The organism is Xenorhabdus poinarii G6 (assembly GCF_000968175.1).
Classification (GTDB): Bacteria; Pseudomonadota; Gammaproteobacteria; order Enterobacterales; family Enterobacteriaceae; genus Xenorhabdus; species Xenorhabdus poinarii.
The window spans coordinates 3,396,131-3,410,806 of sequence record NZ_FO704551.1 but is presented as its reverse complement, the minus strand read 5'-3'; the positions used below and the strand labels follow the sequence as shown (position 1 = coordinate 3,410,806).

Annotated in this window: 10 protein-coding genes and 1 pseudogene; 6 read left to right on the top strand and 5 right to left on the bottom strand. The window is 44.1% G+C overall.

The annotated features are described in order from the left end of the window. The first annotated feature begins 18 nt into the window (after positions 1-18). A complete protein-coding gene (corA, locus tag XPG1_RS15635; protein ID WP_045960069.1) occupies positions 19-969 on the top strand; it encodes a magnesium/cobalt transporter CorA in 951 nt (316 codons plus the stop codon). 266 nt (positions 970-1,235) lie between these two features. Then, positions 1,236-1,657 (top strand): annotated as a pseudogene (locus XPG1_RS15630) (AAA family ATPase); the annotation flags it as partial. 11 nt (positions 1,658-1,668) lie between these two features. Here the strand turns inward: XPG1_RS15630 and XPG1_RS15625 are convergent. After that, positions 1,669-2,586: a LysR family transcriptional regulator gene (locus XPG1_RS15625; protein WP_045960066.1), complete on the bottom strand. Its 918-nt coding sequence runs from the start codon at positions 2,584-2,586 to the stop codon at positions 1,669-1,671. 124 nt (positions 2,587-2,710) lie between these two features. Between XPG1_RS15625 and XPG1_RS15620 the strand changes: the two genes are divergently transcribed. Further along, the gene (locus XPG1_RS15620) at positions 2,711-3,892 is read left to right on the top strand and encodes an MFS transporter (protein WP_045960064.1); all 1,182 of its coding nucleotides are present in this window, start codon (positions 2,711-2,713) and stop codon (positions 3,890-3,892) included. Between the two features lie 353 nt (positions 3,893-4,245). Here XPG1_RS15620 and XPG1_RS15615 read toward each other — a convergent pair whose 3' ends face one another. From XPG1_RS15615 to XPG1_RS15605, 3 genes are all read right to left on the bottom strand, one after another. After that, positions 4,246-5,046: a class I SAM-dependent methyltransferase gene (locus XPG1_RS15615; RefSeq protein WP_045960062.1), complete on the bottom strand. Its 801-nt coding sequence runs from the start codon at positions 5,044-5,046 to the stop codon at positions 4,246-4,248. A 302-nt stretch (positions 5,047-5,348) separates the two neighbouring features. Continuing rightward, positions 5,349-6,242, bottom strand: a complete 894-nt coding sequence (gene rarD / locus XPG1_RS15610; protein WP_045960060.1) for an EamA family transporter RarD — start codon at positions 6,240-6,242, stop codon at positions 5,349-5,351. A 332-nt stretch (positions 6,243-6,574) separates the two neighbouring features. After that, positions 6,575-7,060 (bottom strand): thioesterase family protein, encoded by a 486-nt coding sequence (locus tag XPG1_RS15605; RefSeq protein ID WP_045960057.1) that lies wholly within the window; start codon positions 7,058-7,060, stop codon positions 6,575-6,577. A gap of 482 nt (positions 7,061-7,542) precedes the next feature. Here XPG1_RS15605 and recQ point away from each other — a divergent pair, with 482 nt between their 5' ends. The 3 genes from recQ to yigL are packed head-to-tail and all read left to right on the top strand — an operon-like array spanning position 7,543 to position 11,217. Beyond that, the gene (gene recQ / locus XPG1_RS15600; RefSeq protein WP_045960054.1) at positions 7,543-9,369 is read left to right on the top strand and encodes an ATP-dependent DNA helicase RecQ; all 1,827 of its coding nucleotides are present in this window, start codon (positions 7,543-7,545) and stop codon (positions 9,367-9,369) included. Between the two features lie 28 nt (positions 9,370-9,397). Continuing rightward, positions 9,398-10,396 (top strand): lysophospholipase L2, encoded by a 999-nt coding sequence (gene pldB, locus XPG1_RS15595; RefSeq protein WP_045960052.1) that lies wholly within the window; start codon positions 9,398-9,400, stop codon positions 10,394-10,396. A gap of 20 nt (positions 10,397-10,416) precedes the next feature. Next, positions 10,417-11,217 carry a sugar/pyridoxal phosphate phosphatase YigL gene (gene yigL / locus XPG1_RS15590; protein ID WP_045960049.1) on the top strand — a complete coding sequence of 267 codons (801 nt, stop codon included), beginning with the start codon at positions 10,417-10,419 and terminating at the stop codon, positions 11,215-11,217. 91 nt (positions 11,218-11,308) lie between these two features. Here the strand turns inward: yigL and mscM are convergent, their stop codons facing one another. Continuing rightward, entirely contained in the window at positions 11,309-14,671 is a 3,363-nt protein-coding gene (gene mscM / locus XPG1_RS15585; protein WP_045960046.1) for a miniconductance mechanosensitive channel MscM, read from the bottom strand. Positions 14,672-14,676: the final 5 nt, after the last annotated feature.

Here is a 14,676-nt window from a genome sequence, read left to right as displayed (position 1 = left end):
TAAGGAGACTTATGGTACATGCTGAACGCATTTAAATTAGAGAATCATCGCCTGCTCCGTCTTGAAGTTGAAGAAGGTGATCAGTTATCTGACGCCATGTGGGTTGACTTAGTGGGTCTGGGGGATCATGATCGCCTCCGTGTCCAAAATGAGCTGGGACAAGTCCTGGCAACCCGCACGGAATTGGATGATATTGAGGCATCCGCGCGTTTTTTTGAAGATGAAGATGGTATGCATGTCCATTCATTCTTCTATTTTGAAGATGCCGAAGACCATGCTGGCAACTCGACTGTCGCATTTACTATCCGTGACGGTCGTCTCTACACATTGCGAGAGCGTGAACTCCCTGCATTTCGATTATACCGGATGCGTGCCCGTAATCAGACGATGGTTGACGGGAACGCCTATGAACTGCTGATGGATTTGTTCGAAACCAAAATCGAACAATTGGCTGATGTGATTGAAAATATCTACAGTGCGCTGGAGTCCCTGAGCCGGGTCATTATGAAGGGGAAGCAGGGTGATGAATTTGATTCTGCGTTGTCTAATCTGGCCGAGCAGGAAGACATTGGCTGGAAAGTGCGTTTGTGTTTGATGGATAGCCAGCGTGCGCTGAATTTTCTTGTGCGCCGTGCCCGCTTACCGACCAATCAATTGGAACAGGCGCGTGAAATTCTGCGGGATATTGAATCCTTGTTGCCGCACAATGAATCACTGTTTCAGAAAGTTAACTTTTTAATGCAGGCAGCAATGGGTTTTATCAATATCGAACAGAGCCGCATTATCAAAATTTTCTCCGTTGTTTCCGTGGTATTCCTGCCACCGACGCTGGTGGCGTCCAGTTATGGGATGAATTTCCAATTTATGCCGGAACTGAGCTGGACATTCGGCTACCCTGCGGCCATTGGCTTAATGATTGCAGCGGGTCTAGCCCCTTACCTCTACTTTAAGCGGAAAAACTGGCTGTAGTGATCTGTCTGAGCGATCTGGCGATTGACATCCTCTTTAGGGTGGGAGGATGTCAAAAAAACAGTTACCATAGAATTTTTACCTTTCATCTCAATTTGATCTACCTGTGTTAACTACCACCAGTCAAGCAGTCAAATCACAAACCATCATAAACAATGAAAGTATCCTGATTTGCATCAGTATAATTCGCCCGCATCAATACTTTTTTACTCTTTTATTTAAAGGATAATAAAACATCACTGATTGGAGTAAATGAGTATTTGAGTATGAAGGTTATTTCTTTTCTAAATCCAAAAGGCGGTTCAGGTAAAACAACCACCGTGATTAACATTTGTACTTCACTATCTCGCTCAGGATTCAATATTGCTGTTGTCGATACAGATCCTCAAATGAGCCTGACGAACTGGAGCAAATTAGGTAAAGCCACTTTTGACGTATTCACAGCAGTTTCAGAAAAAGATGTGTACGGAATCAGAAAAGATTTAGCTGAATATGATTTTGTTATCGTCGACGGCGCTGGATCACTGTCAGTCATCACATCTTCGGCTGTTATGGTCAGTGACCTCGTGATTACTCCAGTAACACCAAGTCCGTTAGATTTCTCTGCCGCTGGTCGTGTTCTGTACTAGAAGCCCAAGCTTACAGTCGCAAAGTTGCGGTGCGGTTTCTCGTTACACGCAAGATAGAACATGTGTAAAATCATTCCCAAATGGCTTTTCCTTTCCATTTGTCATCAATTAACTCTATGAATTTTCTTACCTTTTGAGAAAGATGATGTCTCGTAGGATACACCGCGCAAATAGGTTTTTCTTCTCGGCAAAATGATTCCAGAACAGGTATTAACTCTCCCTTTCTTATTTGCTCTCCTACTAAAAATGCGCCTACCTGAATTAACCCAAATCCAGCTAATGCTGCATCTCTTAAAGCCTCAGAATTATGAAAAAGCATTCTACTTTTCAATCGATAGTCATGACATTGATTATTAATTTGGTAGTGCCATGAAACAGGCATACCTTGATGTAAAAATACTAACGTTTCATGATCGAATAAATCATCTGGAGTTTCCGGGACCCCTCTATTTTTTAGATAGTTTGGTGATGCACAGGTAATTAATCTATGTGGAGCAAGAACTTTACGAATAAGACGACTGTCATCATTTCCTCCAATACGTATTGCTAGATCAATACCATCACGTACAAGATCGCTGTAATAATCAGAAAAAGTGACTTCAGCCTCCACTTCTGGCCATTTTGATAAAAAATCGAATAGAATAGGTATTACATGCATACGTCCAAAAGAGACTGGAAGATCAACTCGAAAACGCCCCTCTGGGGTTTTATTTCTCTTATTTAAAGTACTTTCTATTTCTTCCACTTCGTTAATGATTTTTAATGCATGTTCATAAAATATGACTCCCTCTTCACTTAAATTTATACTGCGAGTAGTTCTATACATAAGACGACTAGAAAGTTGCTCTTCTAATCTATTGATACTCTTTCCTACTGCAGAACGTGAAATTCCTAGTAACTGTGCTGCTGTAGTAAAACTACGAACATTGGCAACTTTCACAAACACCAAAATGTCAGAGATATTATTAATAAGCGTTCTATTTGACACTATTTGTCCCCAGTATTGCTACAAAGATATAGTTTATCACAAGCACCTCATAAGATATATTAATAATACTAAACACAATATGTTGTTTTTACGAAAAATGGTAATAGTCTATAGAGGAAATCAAATGGTATCTAATAAAGATAATAATCATATTACTACACGACCTTGGTTTGCTGTTACATCCATAGGATTGTCAACATTTTCCGTTGTGACCACAGAAATGTTACCCGTGGGTCTTTTAAATCCTATTGCAGACTCACTTGGAACATCTGTGGGTACAGCTGGATTAATGATTTCACTACCCGCATTGTTTGCCGCCTTATTTGCTCCTTTAGTTGTTCTCGTATCAGGTAGAATAGATCGCCGTAGTATTTTATGCTTATTGATGTTGCTTCTTGTTATTGCAAATATTGTATCGGCAATATCAACGAGCCTAGCTTGGCTTTTAGTTGCACGGATTGCTGTAGGATTCTGTATGGGAGGGATTTGGGCGATAGCAGGTGGTTTGGCTCCACGTCTAGTAACTCCTTCTTCTATAGGATTTGCAACATCCATTATTTTTGGTGGCGTTGCGGCAGCATCCGTTTTTGGTGTACCAATAGGCGCGCTTCTTGGCGATGCATTTGGATGGCGAACATCATTTTTCTGTATGGCCATTTTTGCATCTATAGTGTTACTTCTCCTTTATAGTTCACTGCCTTCTCTACCTGTATCAGGTTCAATCACGTTTAAGCAATATATGAAAGTAATAGTTGATAAAAAAGTTTTAATAGGACTTACTATTACACTTTTTATAGTAAGTGGTCATTTTATGGCATATACTTTTGTTCGACCATTACTTCAATTTGTTTCTGAATTTCCAAGTTATTGGATTGGTCCAATCTTATTTATGTATGGGATTTTGGGAATCATCGGAAACTTTATTGCTGGTATTATTTCTGCTCGAAATATTATTTTAACAATGATTTTAATATCAATTTTTTTAACTACTTCTATTATATTATTTCCTATATTAGGTTCTTCTTACATTGGGAGTTCAATAGTTATATTATTATGGGGATTATCTTATGGAGGTGTGTCCGTATCATTAATGACTTGGATGATGAAATCATCGCCTAAAGCTATAGAAATTTCTACATCTTTATATATTTCAGTTTTCAATATTGCAATTGCATTAGGTTCTTTCCTTGGCGGTTACTTGGTCGATAAATATGGTTTGTTAAATAATACATTTATAGCAGGAGTGATTGCTTTAATTTCATTTGTATTTATTGTTATTAACAGGAAAAAACATTACTCTGAGTAACGTTAAATTGCTGAAACCCCATTTGAAACAATGGGGATTTTCATTTAAAAAGTTTCTAATTATATCTTTTATATTTGGAGTCATTTAATCGGGAAAACATACCCGATATTACTAACTTGTTTTATATTTTTCTGGACATGGATATATGATAAAGGAAAAATTAAAATTCCAGTAGGTTTGAATATGCATAGGGGTTTTTATTCCAAGCATCAAAGAAGTAACTACAACCTTTATCATAAAAAATTCAATAGAGAGCTTCGTCCTCTAGGGAGAAATTTATATCATTAATATATTAAATTTAACGTTAGTTCAAGCCATTGACATCCTCCCCGCACTAAAAGACGAGAAGGATGTCAAACCTTGACCGAGACCAGCGTGTAGCACATCGGGAGCGTCAGCGGGCCGCTCTCGTAGAGGTCGTAGAGTTCTTCGCGGTTCGAGTGACGGTATTCCTTGAAGTGGCTCAGCCGCAAACCCGCGCTGAGCAGCCCGCCAAGGATGCTGCCGAGTTCGTGGACGTACCAATAGCTGGCGACGCCGGTATCGCTACCGCAGCCCTCGTAGATGATGGCTTCTCGGGACACATAAGGCTTAGCGGTAAAATAGTCGTTGCGCAGTTCGAACGGTCGCTCCGACTCGGGTTCGAGCATTTCTAGGAAGGGGTGGGTTTCATAGATCACCAGGTGTCCGGCCGGCTTCAACAGCCCGCTCACCGAGGCGAAGAAGCGCTCAATGTCAGGCATCCAGTTCAGCACGCCGATGGTAATCAGAAGCAGGTCGAACTGTCCATTCAGCTCGGCCGGCAAGTCATAGGCGTTGGCCTCGACGAAACGGGGCTGATGCGGTGAATTCTCGGCCAGTTGCCGTGCCTGGGCGAGGAAAGCGGCGGACTGGTCGATCCCCACCGCTCGCTCGACGCCGAAGGCGTACAGCGACAGCACTTCCCGGCCGTTGTTGCAGCCGACCTGAACCACCGCCTTGCCGACCAGATCCAGCTCGCGTAGCACGCCACCTAGCGTCTCGTCTAGGCAACTGAAGTCTTCGCCTTGCACGGCCTGCAGCAGCCCCTTCCAGCTGTGGGTACGCAGGTGGCTGTCGGCGGACGCGTCCCAGGCGCGCCGGTTGCTTTCTACAGCGTGTTCAAAATCCGTCATTCGAAATCCTCATATATGTTCCCTAGATGTCGATTTTCCCAGTCATTCAATATTGATCTTTAATTGGGGATTGTGCTCATCAATGGCATTCGGTTAAGATCTTGCCGGCGCATCAAAAGGGTTCCACCGTGTTCGGGGGTTCATCGATTTTCGTGGATAGTGTCGTCCTGGTCTCACCCGTTGGGTCATCTTTGTTATATACTTGTGATAAATCAAATCACCGATGAACTCACGGAAAAACTGACCCATTTATGCATCATATGCAGGGTCAGTTCAGGCATAGGCGGTTTGCCAGCGTTTGGTTACTGATGTCGTAAACGGTGCTGCGTATAAAGCGCATCCAACGTAAACAAAATCAACGCAGCCCAGATAAAGCCAAAAGTAATCAAGCGATCGGGACCGATTTCTTCTCCATAAACCAGAGTTGCCAGCAAGAACATCAGTGTTGGGCCAAGGTACTGGAAAAAGCCCAGGGTGGATAAACGCAGATGTGCGGCAGCGGCGGTGAAGAACAACAACGGAACCGTGGTGATGATACCCGCCGCAATCAGCATGAGATTCAAAGAGAACGTATTATCCAGCATATTGCTTGTCGGGCTATGGGCGAAGAACAGCAGGTAAATGAGTGCGACAGGGAACACCCAGACTGTTTCAATCAACATCCCTGTTTGTGCGTCCACGCCCAGCTTTTTGCGGATCAATCCATAAACAGCAAATGTCGTTGCTAAGTACAAGCCAATCACGGGGACAGAGCCAAATTGCCATACCTGGATCAGTACGCCAGTAAAGGCTAATCCTACAGCAATCCACTGTATACGTCGGAAGCGTTCACCAAGAAAAGTCATGCCGAACAGCACACTCACCAGGGGATTAATAAAATACCCCAGACTCGCTTCAAGCAGATGGTTATTATTTACCGCCCAAATATAAGTGAGCCAGTTACTGGTAATCGTGAAGGCCGTGATGCCTAACAGCAGCAGGATTTTCGGTTGTCGGACCACTGCCCAGAGTTGACGCCAGTGACGAGTCATGGTCAACATCAATACCATAAAGAAAACTGACCAGATAACACGGTGTGACACGATTTCATCAGGTGGCACATATTGTATGGATTTGAAGTAGATGGGTGCTAACCCCCAAATAAGATAAGCCCCTAAGGCATACAAGATACCTTTGGCAGTCTGTTGGTTACTCATAATGTCCTTGAATGTTTAGAGCGTGTTCAGAAAATGAGAAAAGCCTATTAGATGATAGCCCATAGCGTTATACAATGTGTCACTGGGATGAACAATTTACAAGTAGTTAATGGTATGGGTGACCATTATTTCTTAATTCATTATACAATTGAGTGAGTATTGCCATAAGTTTCCTATATCAGCAAGGAAGCTGACATAATTTCTTGTTCTGTTTGGTTTTGGGGATTCGTAACTCACCTTCTGACTTTTTCAAATAACAATTTATTGAAAAAATAAATAATTATTTAAATCAATGAACTATGATCAATCGATTAAATTGAAATAAATAAAAATTAACCAACCAAATAAGTCCCAACGGCACTGGCAATATGGACTTGTTTTTCATTATGCAATTCAATTCTGGCGACAGACACTTTATTGCCAGCACGGATAATGTTGCAACTGGCGGTAAAGACTTCACCGCGTCCGGGTCTCAGGTAATCTACACGTAGATCGATTGTGCCAAGTGTGGTGAGACGTTTCTGGAGTTCTTCGGTGGTCAGCGCGTCCATTGCTGTCAGCATATTACCGGCACAAACCAGCCCGCCTGCAACATCTAATATGGAAGCGATCGCGCCGCCATGCAGAATCTTATGCATTATATTACCAACCAATTTTTCTTGATAGCGAAATTGCAATTCGACATAGTCTTGTTCGAAGCGGAGCAGTTCGAGACCCAACACTTGGTTAAATGGCATATGATAAATAAAAATTTCACCAATAAATTTACGCGCTTCTTCTGGCGTTAAGGTGAGGTTTGCTCGCAGTCTGTTTTCCATAGCAGATTTCCTGATAATAAAACGTAAAGATCAATGATATTAAATGGGTGTCTTGGGTTAATCAATTGTTAAGTTTATGCTTTCGTTATCGACTTTACCAGTCTGCGAAGCGCTTCGAAAAAACCATTCACGGAAAATACAAAAAATAATCATGTAGCGTGTAGAATAAGCGGTGATTTAAAACAATGTTATGCAGTGAGAGTGTGATGAAGTGAGAGAACGTGTACCCTCAATAAGAGCGGGAAAAGATCCCTTATGTTTTATCCCTGTAATACGAATGACATTATTGAGACTTCTGGCTCTAAAATTAAGACATCGGCAATTTATCGTGATACCGGACACATCTTATTCACAATGTTCAGGGTGAACAGGATGTCAACGTGCAGCAGCAGAATATATGCAGGCGCCCGGATTGCGGCTGTATTTTTACAGCCTGCTTTTAGGCTTTTTTAAGGATTAGCGTTTAACGATTGAGGAAAGGCGTGTCTACCGCAGAACTCATCAGCACGGCATCGCGGGCTGAACAAGCATTACGAAAAACATTCGGATACCAGCAATTTCGGCCAGGACAGCAGCAAGTGATTAACGCCGTGCTTGACGGGCGTGATTGCCTGGTTGTTATGCCAACGGGAGGCGGTAAATCGCTGTGCTACCAGATCCCCGCGTTGGTTAAAAATGGGCTGACGCTGGTTGTCTCTCCATTAATCTCATTGATGAAAGATCAAGTTGATCAACTCCGGGCGAATGGCGTTGAAGCGGAGTGCCTGAACTCAACCCAACGCCGTGAACAGCAAGTTGATATTATGCAACGTTGCCGCCAGGGGATGATTAAACTGCTTTATATTGCCCCAGAACGGTTGGTCACGGATAATTTTCTGGAGCAACTTCACGGCTGGCAGCCTGTTTTACTGGCTGTTGATGAAGCGCATTGTATTTCTCAATGGGGGCATGACTTTCGCCCAGAATATCGTGCGCTAGGGCAACTTCGCCACCATTTCCCCCATCTTCCCGTCATTGCCTTAACCGCGACGGCAGATAAAACGACCCGTCAGGATATCGTGCGTTTATTGGCGTTGCGTGAGCCGATTATTCATATCAGCAGCTTTGATCGTCCTAACATTCGCTACACGTTAGTCGAGAAATACAAACCTCTTGATCAGCTTTGGTCATTTGTCCGTGGTCAGCAGGGAAAAAGTGGCATTATTTACTGTAATAGCCGCAATAAAGTGGAAGACACGGCGGAGCGTTTGCAAAAACGGGGGTTAAGTGTTGCCCCTTATCATGCCGGACTAGAAAACAATCAACGTGCGTGGGTACAAGATGCCTTCCAGCGGGATGATTTGCAGATTGTTGTAGCAACCGTTGCCTTTGGGATGGGAATAAACAAACCTAACGTGCGTTTTGTCGTGCACTTTGATATTCCCCGTAATATCGAATCCTATTATCAAGAAACCGGCCGTGCAGGGCGGGATGGCTTACCTGCCGAAGCGGTATTGTTTTACGATCCTGCGGATATGGCGTGGCTGCGTCGTTGCCTGGAAGAGAAACCGGCGGGTGAACAGCAGGATATTGAACGACATAAACTGAATGCGATGGGGGCATTTGCTGAAGCGCAGACTTGCAGGCGTTTGGTGTTGCTGAATTATTTTGGTGAAAGTCGTCAAACAGCGTGTGGCAATTGTGATATTTGCCTTGATCCCCCCAAACGGTATGACGGTTTGGTCGAGGCTCAGAAAGCGCTGTCCTGCATCTATCGTGTTGGACAGCGTTTCGGGGTTGGTTATATTGTCGACGTGCTACGAGGGGCAAATAATCAACGCATTAGAGAATTTGGGCATGACAAGCTGCCTGTCTACGGCATTGGTAAAGCACAGAGCCAGGAACATTGGATGAGCGTCTTGCGTCAGCTCATTCATTTGGGGCTGATTCAGCAAAACATTGCTAACTATTCAGCCCTGCAACTGACAGAAGCGGCGCGGCCAGTCTTGCGCGGTGAAGTCCCTTTACCACTGGCTGTACCACGCATCCAAAACTTGAAAAGCCGCAATCAGCAAAACAAATCATACAGTGGGAACTATGATCGTAAATTGTTTGCCAAGTTGCGCAAATTGCGTAAATCCATTGCTGATGAAAATAACATTCCCCCGTTTGTCGTTTTCAATGACGTGACATTAATTGAAATGGCAGAACAGTGTCCGATAACACCGGATGAGCTGTTGCTAATTAACGGTGTTGGGCAGAGGAAATTAGAACGCTTTGGGGAGGCGTTTATGACATTAATTCGTGAGCATTTTGACGAGGTTGAATAACCAAAGGATCACTGGCAGAGGACGATGAATGGTGTCTGAGAAATTGAAAGCAAGCTGGTTAAACCGTGAAGCTCAGTTCTCTGCCTTTACAAACGGATTGTTACTGGATTTTTGGCGAACGAGGGAAGAGAGGCAATTTATGGGCATTGATGACATTCCCATCCATTATGTCTCCTTTTGTTCTCCCTTCCATGATAAAACCCTGGTGATTTTGCCCGGCCGAAGTGAAAGCTATATGAAATACCCGGAAGTGGCTTACGATTTTTACCACTTGGGCTACGATATTTTCATTATTGATCATCGTGGGCAAGGGCGATCCGGGCGAATGTTGAGTGATCGGCAAAAAGGCCACGTTGAAGCGTTTGATCATTATGTGGATGATCTTGCGACATTGATTGAGCTTGAAGTGGTCTCTCGCCAATCTCATCGTTGTTATGCGTTGGCTCATTCAATGGGCGGTGCGATTTTAAGCCGTTTTTTGATGCGTTACCCGACGTCTGTTTTTTGTGCTGTCGCGCTGTGTGCACCGATGTTTGGTATTCATTTACCGATGCCGCGTTGGTTGGCTAATTTTCTGGTTAATCAGGCCGAACCCTCTCTCAAAAGGCGTAACGCTTATGCTCTGTCAACAGGGCAATGGCGGCCATTACCCTATTTTATTAATTTATTAACGCACAGTTATGCACGTTACCAGCGTTATTTACGCTACTATGCCGATTACCCTGAATTACGTCTTGGCGGGCCAACTTACCATTGGATGCGTGAAAGTCTGCGAATGGGAGATAATCTGATTGAAAATGCAGGTAAAATTCAGACCCCACTCATTGTCTTGCAAGCGAGTGCCGATAAGATAGTAAGTAATCAGGCGTTATTGGCTTTTTGTGAATTACACCAAAAAGCAGAAACCGGAAAAAAAGAACAAAACCCGCTGATTATCCAGGGGGCTTATCACGAAATTTTGTTCGAAAAAGACGTACTGCGCGCGCAGGCTCTCAATGCCATTTGTGATTTTTTTGACCAGAACTGATCAGTTTAGGAATCATAACCATGTATCATGTTGTTGCTTCAGATTTAGATGGCACATTGTTGTCCCCCGACCATAAATTAACCGCGTATACTAAGGAAACGCTGAACTTTCTGACCGAGCAAGGGATTCATTTTATTTTTGCGACAGGGCGTCATCATATTGATGTGGGGCAGATCCGTGATGGGTTAGGTATTGACGCTTATATGATCACCTCCAACGGCGCAAGAGTTCACAATAGTCAGGATGAATTAGTTTTCAGCCATAATTTAGATCCTGAAATTGCCCATGATTTGTGTTTATTGGAATTTGATAACCCCAATATCCTGACGAATTACTTCAATAATGATGATTGGTTCATCAATAGAGAGTCCCCTGAACAGAAAGTGTTTTTTCAGGAGTCCGTTTTCCATTACCAACTTTTTCAACGCGATACCTTTCCTACTGATGGTGTGTGCAAAGTCTATTACACCAGTGAAGATCATGATTACCTGGTGGCGTTGGAAGAGAGAATCAAAGCGCGGTGGGGAGGAAAGGTCAATGTCAGCTTTTCCCTGCGAAATTGTTTGGAAGTGATGGCGGGTCATGTTTCTAAAGGCCATGCATTGGAACACGTTTGCCAATTGATTGGCTACTCATTGCATGATTGCATTGCTTTTGGTGATGGTATGAATGATCGGGAAATGTTGAGTGTCGCAGGCAAGGGCTGCATTATGCAGGGCGCACATCAGCGTTTGAAAGATATTCTCCCGGATATGGAAGTCATTGGTTCCAATGCGGACGATGCCGTTGCGGGTTATTTGCGGAACCTCTATCAAGTTTGAATCCAATATTAAGTCTGAATCTAACCATCTGAATATTGTTGGAAAACCGCATCTGATATGATGCGGTTTTCTGGTTCATGTCGCCGTAAGGTTACAGTTCTCCCGGTTTACGTGGGGGATTTCGACCGGTGTAGTTCGTTGTCGCGCTGCGGATCTCTTGCCCGAAAATATCAACTCGCGCCTGGAATGGCGGGAATGGCAAGGTGATATTCTGTTTGCTGAATTCCTGCAAAATGTGTTGGTGTATTTCATGGCGGGCAGGCATACGGTGCCCCATCTCTGCGGCATAGGCGCGTAATTCATAAATCTGGATGCCTTGCTGTAAATCCACTAAATAGACTTCCGGCACAGGGTTATCAAGAATGAATGGTGAGCGTTTAGCAACAGAGAGTAATATGTCGGTGGCATGGGCAGAGTCAACCTCAGCCGGTACCGGGATTGTCAGGACGATACGTGTGATCGTGTCAGATAATGACCAGTTAATGAATTGCTCTGTAATAAATGCCTTATTGGGAACGATAATTTCTTTTCTATCCCAGTCAGTCAATGTTGTTGCCCGCGTATTGATCTTTGAGATGCTACCTGTCAGACCTCGGATCGTCACGGTATCCCCAATGCGGATGGGTTTTTCAAATAAAATGATCAGACCGGAAATGATATTGGTGAAAATTTCCTGCAAACCAAAACCCAGCCCAACCCCCATTGCAGCAACCAGCCACTGTATTTTCGACCATTCAATCCCCACCAGGGAAAAGCCAACCAAGCCGCCAATGAGTGTAATACTGTATTTGGTCAGTGCCGTGATGGCATAACCGGTTCCCGGGGTCAGTACCAGATGCTGTAAGAGAGCGAGTTCCAACAACGCGGGTAAATTACGGACAAGCTGAGTCGTAATGATAATCACTAAGATCGCAATGAGCACAGAGCCTAGTGTGATTGGCTGAATGCTATCGACACCGTTGATGTTTGTGCTCACGTTCCAGAGCTGGATAGTTTCCAGGAACGAGAACGCTGAATGTAATTCAGACCACAACAGGATCAAAGAAACGAGCGCAATCATGGTCAGGATTGAACGGACTAATCCTAACGATTGAGCACTGATGGCATCCAAGTCGATGATTGGCTCCTCAACTTCGATTGAACCTTCTACACTGCTATTTATGTTGGCAGAATCATCTTCATTTTTGGCACGTTGGGCTAATATCTCTGCCCGGCGTTGTTTTGCCCGTTCAAAAGCGATTTTGCGCCGCTGGATCAGCATCCACCGCCGCACAATGTGGTAAATGACCAGTAGAAAGAGCCAGATCGCCACGGATGTTTCCAGACGCGCCAATAGCGCCTGAGACGTTTGCAGATAACCCAGAAGCGAAGCAAGGGCGGCCAGAATTGGGGCAGAGAGCAGAACCCACCATAGCACCGAATTAATGATATTTTCGCCGGAGCCGTGTTTGTCCATATAGAGAGGAATACCGGCACGCTTTAAGCTATTGGTGACTAAACTCAGCGCAATACACAGCATGAAGAAACAGAGTCTGCCAAGCGTCGGGAGAAATATCGTGTCATTGTAATTATTACAGGCGATCACTGCCATCATAAGAGGCACGATCAGGAAAATAGAAAGACGGTAGAAACGCATCGCCCGTTTTATCCGTTCTTCCGGCCAACGAAAATGGGCGATAAATAAGCCATTTGGATGAGCAAAAGCGGCACTCAGCATAAAGACCCACAGGATCGGCGTTGTTGCGCTGATACCACTGCCTATGGCTGCTGCTATCGGATATGGCCACGCACTTTGCAAGCCGTAGCCAATGGCTGACCAGAGCATGGGTAACGGTGATGCGGCAACCGTAGACCAAAAAACGGTTCGTACTGTCAGGGAAAAATGATCTTGGGTGACTTTGCCGATACGGTTGCTGGAATGTTCAAGAAACGCGTGATACTGACGGCGTGAGCTAATACTGAAAATCACCAGTAGCAACGCGCCGAGTAAATAGAGCAGCGTATTCTTTGTGGTCAGCATCTCATGGATGGCAAGACCCAGCTCCGAGAAGGTATTCAGAGACAGCAAGCGTGATAGATCTTGCACGACCATCAGCGGGTATTCCAGTGAGATGGGCTTGACATCGGCCACCCAGAACAGATAGCGGTGAGCCGCATCATTTAATTCTTTTAAAACATCATATAATTGGTTGGTCGTGACCTTAAATTTTGCCAGTTCCAGTATTTTATCGTTATATCTTGAGAGCAAAGAAGTTAATAGCTTTTCTCTTGTGCGAATCAGTGAGTCATAGATTATTTTTTGTTTTGGCGTCAGTGAAAGATAAGGCGAAGATGCTTGCTCACGAAGACTTTGTGAGCGTTGTGTCACATCCAGCATTTCTTCATATTTCAGTTTATCGGCACTTAATTCGGCAATATCTCTGTCAATTTGTTGGGGTTTTGGCATTTCCAGGGGATGGGAAATTCTGGCTCGCAACTTTTCGCTAATGATCGTGGGCGAATTTTGCCATTGTGTCTGTTGCGCTTGTGCCCGGATGGTGTTGAGTGTTTCGTGAGCCTGGAGGATATCGCTGGTTACTTTGCGTTGTTGTAAACCCAGCTCTTCCATGCCCTTTATTTGCTGATTGAGTATTTGTGACAACTGGCGGTTTTTTTGTAGCTCATCCAGCAAGAACTTTGGCGTTTTTTCCCCACTTTGTGCAGCCAGTTCTTCGGTATACTCCAAAGCAAATTCTGTTTCCTGCTGATGCTGGATATTTAACTGGCTGCGTAATTGCAGGAGTTTATTATCCAGTCGTTGCTGACGTTTTTTTAATAATTCGGCTCGCATGCGCGCAATTTCCTGACGGCTATTGGCAGAAAATTGCGCGATACTCAGTTCATTAATGATCGCATTATGGGCATCGACTTCTGCCTGCGCCTGCATCAATTGTGCTTTAGCGAGAGGGGTGGAAGGGAGATCAAGAGACTGAAGCCGGGTCGTCGCCTCAGTCAGCAAGCGTTTTTCTTCCGCTTGTTGTTGCGGTAACAGGCTGATGGAATCACTGATTTTTTGGATTTCAACTTGTTCCTGCTGTAATTGGCGTTCTTGCTCCTGTAATTCTTTATTTGTCTCGGTAATTTGCTGGTCTAACTTGCTGATGGTTTGATTGACCGGAATGGATGTCGTGATATTGCTTTCAGCAAGAATGTCCTGACGTATTGTTTTGATGATATTAGAAAATTCATCAATGGATTGCTGATATTTTTGCGCATTCGCATTGGCAAATTTTGCTTTGTTGATCCAATCGATGGCCCCTTGAAGTGCTTTAGCGATTTCAGGATCTTGGAAGTTTTTGTTATCTTCAATCTGCTTTAGCTCTTGTTTCAGTTGGTTTTCATCCAACGACATGACAAAAGCATAAGCGGAATGCGTCATTAACAGACTGAAAAGTAAACTGATAATCAGGCGCACAATCA

Excerpts from the sequence above, each read along its gene's own strand:
- XPG1_RS15615 (WP_045960062.1), bottom strand. The coding sequence starts at position 5,046 with ATGACGGATTTTGAACACGCTGTAGAAAGCAACCGGCGCGCCTGGGAC.
- rarD (WP_045960060.1), bottom strand. The coding sequence starts at position 6,242 with ATGAGTAACCAACAGACTGCCAAAGGTATCTTGTATGCCTTAGGGGCT.
- yigL (WP_045960049.1), top strand. The coding sequence starts at position 10,417 with ATGTATCATGTTGTTGCTTCAGATTTAGATGGCACATTGTTGTCCCCC.
- XPG1_RS15605 (WP_045960057.1), bottom strand. The coding sequence starts at position 7,060 with ATGGAAAACAGACTGCGAGCAAACCTCACCTTAACGCCAGAAGAAGCG.
- pldB (WP_045960052.1), top strand. The coding sequence starts at position 9,398 with ATGGTGTCTGAGAAATTGAAAGCAAGCTGGTTAAACCGTGAAGCTCAG.
- XPG1_RS15620 (WP_045960064.1), top strand. The coding sequence starts at position 2,711 with ATGGTATCTAATAAAGATAATAATCATATTACTACACGACCTTGGTTT.
- corA (WP_045960069.1), top strand. The coding sequence starts at position 19 with ATGCTGAACGCATTTAAATTAGAGAATCATCGCCTGCTCCGTCTTGAA.